At 60.3% G+C, this 12,478-nt stretch carries 7 protein-coding genes; 6 read left to right on the forward strand and 1 reads right to left on the reverse strand.

Annotated elements, in window-relative coordinates; translation table 11 throughout:
- Positions 1-69 precede the first annotated feature (69 nt).
- Complete coding sequence (locus IEX75_RS09500; RefSeq protein ID WP_188793964.1) at positions 70-1,200, forward strand: heavy metal-binding domain-containing protein; 1,131 nt, start codon at positions 70-72, stop codon at positions 1,198-1,200.
- Positions 1,201-1,608: 408 nt separating this feature from the next.
- Here the strand turns inward: IEX75_RS09500 and IEX75_RS09505 are convergent, their stop codons facing one another.
- Entirely contained in the window at positions 1,609-3,198 is a 1,590-nt protein-coding gene (locus tag IEX75_RS09505; protein WP_229720718.1) for a PAS domain-containing protein, read from the reverse strand.
- 361 nt (positions 3,199-3,559) lie between these two features.
- On the opposite strand from IEX75_RS09505, the gene IEX75_RS09510 reads away from it, so the two are divergent.
- The 5 genes from IEX75_RS09510 (at position 3,560) to IEX75_RS09530 (ending at position 12,471) form a co-directional block, all read left to right on the forward strand.
- The gene (locus IEX75_RS09510; RefSeq protein WP_188793966.1) at positions 3,560-6,238 is read left to right on the forward strand and encodes a beta-mannosidase; all 2,679 of its coding nucleotides are present in this window, start codon (positions 3,560-3,562) and stop codon (positions 6,236-6,238) included.
- Positions 6,239-6,412: 174 nt separating this feature from the next.
- Entirely contained in the window at positions 6,413-7,855 is a 1,443-nt protein-coding gene (locus IEX75_RS09515) for a glycoside hydrolase family 125 protein (RefSeq protein ID WP_188793967.1), read from the forward strand.
- A gap of 400 nt (positions 7,856-8,255) precedes the next feature.
- Complete coding sequence (locus tag IEX75_RS09520; RefSeq protein WP_188793968.1) at positions 8,256-10,406, forward strand: response regulator; 2,151 nt, start codon at positions 8,256-8,258, stop codon at positions 10,404-10,406.
- Entirely contained in the window at positions 10,403-10,798 is a 396-nt protein-coding gene (locus IEX75_RS09525) for a response regulator (protein WP_188793969.1), read from the forward strand. Before IEX75_RS09520 ends, IEX75_RS09525 begins: the two co-directional genes overlap by 4 nt.
- Entirely contained in the window at positions 10,795-12,471 is a 1,677-nt protein-coding gene (locus tag IEX75_RS09530) for a putative bifunctional diguanylate cyclase/phosphodiesterase (protein WP_188793970.1), read from the forward strand. The genes IEX75_RS09525 and IEX75_RS09530 overlap by 4 nt, the downstream gene beginning before the upstream one ends.
- Positions 12,472-12,478: the final 7 nt, after the last annotated feature.

The raw sequence follows: 12,478 nt of genomic DNA on the forward strand, positions 1-12,478 counted from the left end.
TCGTCATACTGTGGTGACGCACCATTCGGATACTTCGCATGGCTCGTCTAACCAGGGGAACAAACGCATATGACGCAACCGATCGTAACCGGCTTGTCCGGAAATGAGATCTATTGCATGCAGTTGAAGGGCTTGAAGCCCAGCGGCATCGTGGTTGGCAATAGCGTTCAATCGATGGGATTTCTGGGTGGCGTTTCCTCCGCGTTTCGCGGCGCCGTCGGAGGCGAGGTCTCTGCGGTCACGTCGATGATCCATGATGGACGCGAAGCGGCTTTCGAGCGCATGGCCGACGAAGCACGGCGCGAAGGCGTGCACGGTGTCGTCGGCGTGTCATCCGACCTGCGCAACCTCGCAGGAAATTCCGAGTTTCTGTTCGTTGGTTCAGGCGTTATCGGCGGCACGGGCACCAAGGCGTTTACCAGCGCAGGAGACGCTCAGGAACTCTATTGCCACATGGATGCAGGCTATCAGCCGCTGCAATTCGTATTCGGCAACATTGCCTATTCCGTTGGCGCGGTAGGTGGCTTTGTCGGCAACCTGAAAACCATGGTGCGCGGTGAAATCCGCGAATTCAGCGACATCTTCAACGCCACCCGTCATCGCGCGCTGGATCGCATGGTGAGTCAAGCGAGAAAAGCTGGCGCCAATGCCGTGGTCGGCGTCAGAACCAACGTGATGAAGTTCGTCGGGTTTCATGAGATGTATATGACGGGTACGGCGTCCTTCCATCCGGCTCTGCCCGCCGAATGCAAGACTTACCCCGTTACCAGTGATTTGACGGGTGAAGAGCTGTGGTCCATGACGAGCCTTGGCTACGCTCCGATCAAGCTGCTGATTTCGACCTCGGTTTATTCCCTGGGCACGATCGGCAGCTTGAAGGCCATGTTCAAGGGATTCGTCAAAGGCGAAATCAGTGACCTGACCACCTTGATCTATGACGCGAGAGAAAACGCGTTCGACCGTTTGAGAAAAGATGCGGCAGCGGTTCGGGCCGAGGAGATCGTCGGCATCAAGACCTACATCATCGAACTCAGCCCGGGTTTGATCGAAATCGTGGCAGTAGGAACGGCCGTGCAAAAGCTATCGGGCGTCAAGGTCGACACGCCTTCGCTCCCTGCCCAGGCCATCATCCGCGACAAGGACACCTGGCTGAGCGGCGAAAGCGGATTTACGCTGCAGTCGACACGCGCGGGTAGATAGGAACCAAAGCGAGGGTTGGAGTCTGCGGTTTCCCAGCGTTTTTAGCCGCCATTACAGCGAAATCCTGGGTTGCTTCGACGCCATGTCGAAGCGAATCGTCATTCCGGCGAAGGCCGGAATCCATCGCCAGCACGAAGCATGGATTCCGGCCTTCGCCGGAATGACGGTGAGGCAAGATTGAAGGCTATGGCGAAAACAAGTTCCTCGCTGCGATCCTTTGCAAAAAGCATCTATAAAGCGGCAATTTCCTGAGCTCCGACAAAATCTCCCCCGGACAGCAATGGGCGAAGGCCGGCATGACGACTCGCTCTGAAACGGGATTAACGCGAACTTCGTTTCTCACTGGATTGACGAAAAAACGCCGCAAGTGTCAGGGCGCAAACCCCAACCTACCCAGCGACATTCACATCAACCCGCATCCGACGCCCGCTGATAAAGCAACTCCCGCAACCTGCGCGCCAGATCCCCATGGCGATACGGCTTGGCGAGCACGGGAAATTCCAGGTCTTCGTTGTCGTTGAGCTGCGCATAGCCGGTAACGAGCAGCACTTTCAGATGGGGCTGTTGCTGGGTCGCCGTGCGCGCCAGTGCAATACCGTCCATCGAGCCGGGCATGATGACGTCGGACAGCAACAGTTCGTAGCCGTCGTTCTGCTGCAGCATTTGCATGGCGGCATCGGCGTCGTTGGCGATGCTTGCCTGGTAGCCGAGCAGCTCCAGCATTTGCTTGGTGGTGGCAGCGACGTCGCTGCGGTCTTCCACCAGCAGAATGCGCGGCTGCGCGGAAGGCACGTCGCTTTCATCCCGCCCATTCTGCAGCGGTGCGTCGACATAAGGCAGCAGCAGGTGGACGGAAGTACCCACGTTTTCCTTGCTTTCCACGTAGAGCGTGCCGCCGGATTGGCGTGCGAAGCCGTACGCCACCGACAAACCCAAGCCTGCGCCCTTGCCTTCGGTCTTGGTGGTGAAAAACGGGTCGAGCACGCGGTTGACGATATCGTGTGGAATGCCTGGGCCATTGTCGGCAATGACGATCTCCACGTAACGCCCCGGTTCGACGCTGCGCCGCGCGGCTTCCTTGGTTGTGAGGTCGTGGTTGAACGTGCTGATGTCCAGGCGCTGATCCGCCGCACCTTTCATCGCATCGCGTGCATTGATGGCGATGTTGACGATGATCGGCTCCGCCTGCGCGGGATCGGCGGTGCAATGCCACAGATGCGGTTGCAGGTGCAGACCTACCTGGATCTGCTCGCCTAGCGCCTGCGTCAGCACGCTACTCAGCCGCTCCAGCAATGCGTTGATGTCGATCGGCCTGGATGCGAAGGTCTGCCGCTTGGCAAACACCATCAACTGTTTGGTGAGTATGCCGGCGCGATCGATGGCGCGGCGGCAGGTGTCGATGGTGCGGGCGGTGCGGCTGGCGATGTCTTCGTTGGTGGCGACGCTCAGCTCGATCATTTCCAGCGACGTCTGGATCACCTGCAGCAGATTGTTGTAATCGTGCGCCACGCCGCCGGTGAGCTTGCCGAGTGCTTCCAGCCTCATCGCCTGTTGCAAGGCTTCTTCGGTTTCCTTGCGTTGCGAGATGTCGCGCTGGTAGCCGAAGTAGTACGCCGCCCGCCCGGTGTCGTCGCAGATGGGGCAGATATACAGCAGGTTCCAGAACGCGCTGCCGTCCTTGCGGTAGTTGAGCAACTCCGTTGAAACCTCGCGATGTTCCTGCAAGGCGTCGGCAATCTCCCGCAGGGCCTCTTTGTTGGTGTCGTTTCCTTGCAGGAACCGGCAGTTGCGCCCGAGCACTTCCTCGCGCGCATAACCGGTCATGTGCAAAAAGGCATCGTTGGCATAGAGAATGGCCTGCGCAGGCGTGGCATCGGTCACCACGATGCCCACGCTGCTGGCTTCGATACCCTTGGCCAACGTGGCGGTATCGACGGATTTGCTTGGGGGAAATGGCATTCCTGACACGCTGCTGTGAAGACCTGCACGCGGGTTCATAGGCGCCTCCTTGTCCGGGTTTTTTTACTACCGGCTACATGGCGGCCATGTGAAGAACCGCCATACCTTTTTATGACGGCACGTGGACGTATTCCGCTGCACAGCGCGATCCTTATGGCGGGAAATTCACCCGTTCGTGATCTTCCATGAAGTCTTGCGCCAGAAGCTCCGGACTTCTCGTGGGCAACGAGCAGGATCGCTGGCCCGCGCCAGGGCGCCTTCCCGCTATTGCACCGCGGCATGCGTGGTCCACTAGGCAACTGCTAGGGTTGCCTGATATAGATCGATTTAAAACGGGGTGCGCAAGACGGCGCCGGTGTCGTCGCGCAACGGGTATCCACACCATTCACGGCTGAGCAGCATGCTTGAATCCATTCGCTTGTCCGCAGGCGCCTTACGGCCTTTCTCGAAAATCGCCCTGCTGTCACTTCTGTTGTTGCCGCTGGCAACGTGCAACGTCAGCGCGCAAACCACATCGCAGGATCTGGACAGCGGCTGGCACTTCCGCCTGCTGGAGGGCGATGCCCATGCGAAGGAGCATCACGACGCCACGCACTGGCACGGCGCCAGTGTGCCGGGCACCGTGCAAACCGACCTGATGGCGGCCAAGCTGCTGCCCGATCCGTTCTACCGCGACAACGAGGCGCGCGTGCAATGGGTGGGCCTGTCCGACTGGCAATACGAAACCACCTTCACGGTCGACAAGGCCACGCTCGCGCGCGATCACGTGGAGCTGGTGTTCGATGGGCTGGATACCTTCGCCGACGTCTATCTCAACGGCCAGAAACTGGCCTCGGCGGACAACATGTTCCGCCGCTGGCGCGTGCCGGTGAAATCGGCGCTGCACGAGGGCAGCAACACGCTGCAAGTGCGGTTGTATTCGCCGATCAAGCGTTTGCTGCCGTGGTTGCTCAAGCAGCCTTATGCACTGCCGGGCGAGTTCGATTCCGCCTTCGGCGACGAGCCCAAGGGCAAGCAGACCGCCAATTACGTGCGCAAAGCTGCCTATCAATATGGTTGGGACTGGGGTCCGCGCATCGTCACCGAAGGCATCTGGCAGCCGGTGCACCTGGATAGCTGGAATTCGCTGCGTGTGGATGGCTTCCATCTGCAACAGAACTATGTGAGTGCTGAAGCCGCTCAGGTGGCGGCGCAGTTCGAGGTGCTGGCCGATGCCAGCAAAACGGTCCACGTAAGCGTGGATGCCGTTGGCCCGGACGGGCAAGTGGCCGCGCATGCCGAGCAGGATGTCACGGTCGATCCCGGCAGCAATACGGTGAGCCTGCCGTTGCGCATCGCCAACCCCAGGCGCTGGTATCCCGCCGGTTACGGCGCGCAGGACATGTACACGTTCAAGGCCAGTGTTCGCGACGGCAGCAGCGAGCTGTACAACGTGCAGCGTGCGACCGGCTTGCGCAGCATCGAACTGCGGCGCGACAAGGATGCCTGGGGCAAAGGCTTTGCGTTCGTGATCAACGGTATTCCGGTGTTCGCCAAAGGCGCGGACATGATTCCGTTCGACAGCTTCCCGCCTCGCGCCACCAACGCCCAGATGCAGCGTGTGCTGCAGTCGGCGCGCGACGCGAACATGAACATGGTGCGCATCTGGGGCGGCGGCTACTACATGCCCGATGCGTTCTATGAAATGACTGACCGGCTTGGCCTGATGGTATGGCAGGACTTCATGTTCGGCGGCGCGATTCCGCCGAGCGATACCGCCTTCGTCGAGAATACGCGGCAGGAGGCGGTCGAGCAGGTGAAGCGCCTGCGTGACCATCCCAGCATCGTGCTCTGGTGCGGCAACAACGAGGTAGAAACCGGCTGGGATTCCTGGGGCGACCGGGTGGCGCTGAAAAAGGCCATCTCGGGCGACGAGCGCGAGAAGCTGGTGACCGGCATGGTCAACCTGTTCAGCAATACGCTGCGCAATGTGGTCATGCAATACGATCCCACCGTGCCGTACTGGGCCAGTACGCCGAGCACCGATTACGAAGGCCCGGCAAACGTGCTTTACGACGGCGACTATCACTATTGGAACGTATGGTCGGGTGACGCCAAGCCGGTGACGGAGTACCTCAACGTGACCCCGCGCTTCCAATCCGAATACGGCCTGCAGTCGTTTCCGGAGATGCGCACCATCCGCGCCTTCACCCAGCCGGGCGATCTGCAGCCGGAATCGCCGGTGATGCGCGCACACCAGAAATTCGATAGCGGCAATGGCAACAAGCGGCTGTTGCTTTACATCACGCGCAGCTACGGCGATCCGAAGGATTTTGAATCGTTCGTGTATTTGAGCCAAGTGATGCAAGCCGAAGGCATCCAATTGGATGCCGAGCATCTGCGCGCTTCGCGTCCGCAGGCGATGGGTTCCTTGTATTGGCAGCTCAACGACGTATGGCCCGGTGCATCGTGGTCCAGCATCGATTATTTCGGCCGCTGGAAGGCCTTGCAGTTCCATGCACGGCGGTTCTATGCGCCATTGATGATCGCGGCTTTGCGCAATAACGGCACCACGACCGTGTCACTCGTCTCCGACAGCACCACGCCCGCGACGCTGCATTGGCGCATGCGCACGATGGATTTCTCCGGCAAGGTGCTCAGCACGCATGAGGAAGCAGCCAGCCTCGCCGCCCTGAGCAGCACCAAGGTGGCGGGTTATACGGATGCGCAACTGCTCAACGGTGCCGATCCGCATGCCACGTTCGCGGTGTTCGAGTTGCTGGATGGCGACAACGTGGTATCGCAGAATCTGGTGTTCTTTGATGAAGCGAAGACGCTGGCGCTGCCGGTGCCGAAGATCCACACATCGTTGGCGAGCGGTACGGATGGCTATGCCTTGACCTTGTCCAGCGACACGCTCGCGCGGGATGTGTGGATTTCCTTCGGCGATCTGGATGCCGAGGTGTCGGATAACTCGTTTGATCTGTTGCCGGGGCAGAGTGTGACGGTGACGGTGCATGATGGCAAGGCGGGGCTGGATAAGTTGCAGCATGCTTTGCGGGTGCAGGATTTGGCGGGTGTGATGAAAGCAACTCACTAAACAGTTGATCATTCCACTATGTTTTGCTCGTCATTCCGGCGAAAGCCGGAATCCAGTCTAAATAGACGTCCGAAGGACACGACATTTTTTATGTTGCGTGCTACGCACGACGTGTTTGCACTGGATTCCGGCTTTCGCCGGAATGACGGCTGCTAAAGGAGATGCTTCAAACCCATGCCCACACGCCGCGACTTCCTTAAGCTGCTCAGCACCGCCACCGCCGCCGGCATGACCGGCATCGCGCTGCCCGTCATGGCTGGCGCTGCATCGAACTACACCAGCAAACGCCCTCCCGTCGGCAAGCGCAAATTCGTCAGCCAAGCCGTCGAACAGCAACTCGCCAGCGTCAAGGCATCCATCGCCGACCCCAAACTCGCGTGGATGTTCGAGAACTGCTATCCCAACACGCTCGACACCACGGTGGAGCTAGGCACGCTCGACGGCAAGCCAGATACCTTCGTCATCACCGGCGACATCGATGCGATGTGGTTGCGCGATTCGTCGGCGCAGGTCGTGCCGTATATCCCGTTGGCCAAGAACGATCCGGCGCTGCAACGGCTGTTTCGTGGCTTGATTCGCCGGCAAGCGCGCTGCATTCGCATCGATCCCTACGCCAACGCCTTCATGCCTGATCCGCACGCCAAGCCGCTGGACTGGTCGGTGCATGACAACACCGATATGAAACCCGGTGTCGGCGAACGCAAATGGGAAATCGATTCGCTGTGCTACCCGATTCGCCTTGCACACGGTTATTGGCAGGCGAGCGGCGATACCGAGCCGTTCGATGACGACTGGCGCGAAGCCATGCACCTGGTGCTCAAGACCTTCCGCGAGCAGCAGCGCAAGCATGATCACGGACCGTATCACTTTCAGCGCACCTCGCCGGTACCGACCGAATCGCTGATGCTTGGTGGCTACGGCAATCCCACGCGGCCGAACGGCATGATCCATTCCATGTTCCGTCCGTCTGACGACGCCTGCCTGTATCCGCTTTCTGTACCGTCCAACCTGTTTGCGGTGCTGTCGTTACGCCAGCTCGCACAGATGAGCCGCTCCCTGCACCACGACAACAGCTTCGCATCGCAATGCGAAGCGTTGGCGAACGAAGTGGAACAAGCGGTGCAGAAAGACGGCCACATGCACGACGACCATGGCCAGACCTTCTGGGCCTATGAAATCGATGGTTTCGGCAACCAGCTATTCATGGACGACGCCAACGTCCCAAGCTTGCTCGGTCTGCCCTACCTGGGTTGCTGCGATCGCAACGATCCGCTGTACCGCCGCACGCGTGAGCGGGTATGGAGCCCGCGCAATCCCTATTTCTTCCGTGGCAAGGCGGCCGAAGGCGTCGGTGGTCCGCACGAAGGCCTGCGCATGATCTGGCCGATGTCGATCATGATGTATGCGCAGACCAGCGGAGATGTTTCAGAGGTTCGCCAATGCCTGGCATGGTTGCGCGATACCGATGCAGGGGCCGGCTTCATGCATGAGTCGTTCGATCAGGATGATCCTGCGACATTTACCCGTAGCTGGTTTGCGTGGGCGAACACATTGTTTGGTGAGTTGATTATCGATGTGCAGCAGAAATATCCGGCGTTGCTGCGCGATGGGCTTTGACTCCTCCGTCACTGATTAAGTACCTCAAGGCCGTAAGCCACGGTGACGCCCATAGCCATCGTCAGCTCGCAAGCCGGCATGACAAGCCCACCTTGCCAATGACTTTCCGATGCTGGGATTTTCATCCCAGCAAACCGGCCTGAAAGCGTGGAAGCTCCCGCAGCCGGGCCGGCTCTTTTCGCTGCATGCAGCCGGAAAGCCCAGATATTGGGAGCATTTTTCTTCACACGATCTTCACGTTGCAGCGATCAGATCGATGCAAAAAGCCGGTAAATCCTGTGGCTATTCACGAAGCTCCTACATGGTTCTCGATAAGGGATAACATGTTCCACGGCTGGCGTGGATGCGCCATCCCGCGCACAGGGAAAACAACGATGCGGGTTGAGAGGGGGCAAGCCTTATGAAGCGACCTACTTCGGCCGGTAAGGTGGCCACGTTCGCGGGAGCGCTGCTCCTGCTGGTTACACTGCCATTATTCGCATCCTCCCCGGCAACCAGTGCATGGCTTGAAGCGGATGCACTGCTGGGCGATGGCTACCTGATCGGTCTGCTGGTGCTGTTGCTGCTGATCGCCACGGCGGGGTTCGTCTTTCTTTACCTGCGTTTCGTGGACGTGCGAAAAAAGATGCGCGTCAGCGAGCGCCTGCTGGAGGACATCTTCCAGCACTCCAATGTGGCGATGAAGATCAAGGATATGGACGGCCGTATCCTGCGCATCAACGCGGAGGCGGTCAAGCTCATGGGGTTGTCTGCCAAGGAGCTGCTGGGCAAGACGGTCGACCTCGTCGCAACGCCGGAAACCGCCGAGCTGATACGCAAGCACGATCACGAAGTGCTGCGGGAACATGGCGTCACTGCCTACGAGGAACAGGTCAATTACCTCGGCGGCTCCCACACCCTGCTCACCAGGCGCTTTCCGGTCACCGACGAACACAACGCGGTGGCCGGCGTGGGCGTGGTCTCGATGGACATCACCGATCGCATCCTCATCGAGCAGGCGTTGCGGATCGCCAAGCTGGAAGCGGAGGCGGCCAACCGCGCCAAGTCGTTGTTCCTCGCCAATATGAGCCATGAGTTGCGCACGCCGCTCAACAGCATCATCGGCTTGAGCGAACTGACCTTTGAACAGGCCGAGGAACGCGAGGATCGCGAAACCGCGGAGATGATGCAGCGCGTCGTCAATGCCGGACGGCATCTGCTCTCGTTGATCAACGATATTCTGGATATCTCGCGCATCGAATCCGGACGCATCGAACTGCACACCGAAGTCGTCCATGTGCGGACGCTGCTCGAAAGCGTGATCAATTCCATGCAGCCACTGGCCAAGGCCAACGGCAACCGACTGCTGTTGGAAGTGGCGCCCGGTGTGGGGATGATGGGTGCTGACGTGACACGGCTGCGTCAGGTGATCCTCAACCTCATCGGCAACGCGATCAAGTTCACTCGCAACGGCGAAGTGAAGGTTATGGCTTCGCGTCACGCCGAGCAATTGCACATCACGGTGTCGGATACCGGCATCGGCATGACCCCCGATCAAATTCAGCGCATTTTCGAGCCATTCGAGCAGGCCGACCGTTCCATTGCACGCCGCTTCGGTGGCTCTGGCTTGGGTCTTACCATCTCGCGGCAGTTGCTGGGTTTGATGGATGGCCGCATCGACGTCACCAGCGATATTCAATCCGGCAGTGTGTTTACCGTGACTTTGCCCGTCGGCGATATCGAGAGCCCCGAACCGCGCCCCCACGCCGCTGCCCATGACACCGCTGCGGCGCGCGGACGCAACCCGATCGTGCTGGTCGTGGATGACGACGAAGATGCCTGCGAATTGGTCCGCAACGCCTTGGAGCGCGATGGCATCAACGTGGTCAGTGCTTCATCCGGTGAGCAGGCGCTGGCCCTCACCCGCTCGCTGCGGCCGGCCGTCATGGTGCTGGACATTCTGCTCGGCGACATGACCGGATGGGACGTGCTCGCTGCCATACGTGCCGATCCCGAGCATGCCGAGTTGCCGGTGATTCTTTGTACTGTCACCGACCCGGATCAGCGTACCGGCGTGCTTGGCGTAGTGGAGCATCTCACCAAGCCGTTCGATCGCGAGCGGTTGAGCCATCTGGTGCAGCGTTTCGTGGGTGCTGCGAAAAGCGGCTCCCTGCTGGTCGTGGATGACGACGATTTCTATCGCGACTCGATCGCCAACGCGCTGCGCCAGGAAGGCCACCAGGTGGAAACGGCGCCCAATGGCCAGCATGCACTGGACCTCATGCGCAACCGCCCGCCCGACCTGCTGCTGCTGGACATGATCATGCCCGGCATGGACGGCCTGGCGGTGATCGAGGCGATGCGCACCGATCCGATGCTGGCGCCCGTGCCCATCATGCTGGTGACGGCGGCAGACATTTCGCCGGAGGTATCCCGGAATTTGTATGAACGCGCCGTGCTGTTGGTGCGCAAGGGCGAGGCCAATCATGCCGATGTGGTCTATCACGTGCATCGCCTGCTGGATCGGTTGCAAATACCGACGAACCAGAACGAGGTGAGAGAAGCGCCATGACCACCCTGCTCTACGTCGAGGATGATGAAGACAACGCCTTCATGCTGGGCCGTCGCCTGCTACGCCACGGCATCCAGATACGTCATGTCGAGGATGGTGAGAAGGCGCTCATCGCAGCAGTCTGGAAGCGTCCTGATGCGGTGCTGCTGGACATCAATCTGCCCGGCATCAACGGCGTGGAAGTCTTGCAAAAGCTGCGCGCCAATGCACTCACCAACGACGTGCCGGTGATCGTGCTCTCCGCCCACGTGATGGAAGACGACATTCTGCGTGCCATGCAGGCGGGCGCCAATGCCTTCCTTCCCAAGCCGATCGATTTTCCGAAACTGCTTGACGCCCTGCAGCGCGTGATCAAGCACGACAACCCTAATCTGGAGGGCAGCGCATCGTGAGCCAGGATGCTCGAATACTCATTGTGGATGATGACGAAAACAGTCGATTCATGCTGCGCAAGCGGCTCAAGCAATTGGGCTTCCAGCACGTGGCCGAGGCGCGCGACGGCGAGATAGGGCTGGCCGAGGCGCTGCGCCAGCCGCCCGACATCATGCTGTTGGACGTGATGATGCCCGGCTCCGATGGTGTGTCGGTGCTGCGCGCCATGCGAGCGGACGAGCAACTGCGCGATATCTCCGTGCTCATGATATCGGCGCACGACACCTTGGAGATGGCCGCGCAGTGCATCGAACTTGGTGCCGAGGATTACCTGGCCAAGCCCGTGCTGATGCCGCTGCTGCGCGCGCGTATCGCGGCCGTACTGGAACGCCGCCGCTTGCGCGCCGTCGAACACGCCTTCCTCTCGCATTTCGATCCGCAAACCGATCTGCCGAACCGCGCCGCGCTACTGGAACGTACGGAACGCATGATGGCGTCCAACCGGCCCTTGGCGCTGGTGGCGGTGGCTTGTAACAACCATGCCAACATCGCGCTCGGCACGGACGAGGCCCAGGCAGCAACCTTTCTGCGCCGGCTGGCTGCCCATGTGCAGGCGAAGTGGGAGCAAGTCGACACCGTCGCGCGCATCGCCGAAGACATGCTCGGCTGGTTGATTCCGGATGTGCAACCCGACCAGCAACTGATTCTGGAGGTGCAGGCGGTTCTCGGCATCACGCCGCATGCATCGGCAGCGTCACCGGCACTCAGCTCGGTGCATGCACTTACCGCCAGCATCGCGGTATGGCCGGCCGAAGGGGCGCCTGTCGACGCGGCGGAATTGCTGCGGCTGGCCATGAACGAAGCGGCCCGCACCGATCCATTGGGCGACGAGCGCGTGATCTTGGCGGACCCGGCGCTTCGCACCAGCACTCGTACCGCGCTGGCTATTCACCAGCAACTGGAAGAAGGGCTTGAACGCGATGAGCTGGAGCTTTACTTCCAGCCGATTTTTTCGGTCCAAAACGACCAGCATCCAGTCGGCGCCGAAGCCTTGCTGCGCTGGAATCATCCGGAACGCGGTGTGCTTGCCCCTGGCGAATTCCTGGAGGCGATCGAGCACACGCCGCTGATGAGCCGCATCGATGCCTGGGTGATGGAACGTGCCATTGATAGTCTGGTGGCGTGGAGCCAAGACCTGCCGCCCACGTTCCGTCTGCATGTGAACGTCACCGCGCGCAGCCTCGCGTCGGGTCGATTGATGCAGATTCTCACCATCAACCTGCCCGAGCCGGTGCGCAAACATTTGGCGGTCGAGCTGACGGAACGTTTAGTCGTCTCGGACATGCTTTCCTGCAGTGCCACCCTGCAGTCCTTGCGCACGCTTGGCATCCATGTGGCACTGGACGATTTCGGCACCGGTTTTTCCTCGCTGAGCCACGTCAGCTTGCTGCCGTGCGACACCATGAAGATCGACCGCAGTTTCGTCAGCGGGATCGACGCCGATGTGCAGACACGCCGCCTGCTCGAATCCATGATCGGCATGGCTCGCTCACTCGGGCTGACGGTGATCGTGGAGGGCGTTGAGCATGATGGCGAGCTGGCTGTGCTGCGCAAACTCGGCTGCTCATTCGTACAGGGCTACCTGCTTGGAAAGCCACAGCCCGAGCTGGATTTTTTGCAGCATTTGCATTGACGGCGCC

Origin of the sequence: Dyella nitratireducens, from assembly GCF_014642835.1 — a bacterium.
Classification (GTDB): domain Bacteria; phylum Pseudomonadota; class Gammaproteobacteria; order Xanthomonadales; family Rhodanobacteraceae; genus Dyella_B; species Dyella_B nitratireducens.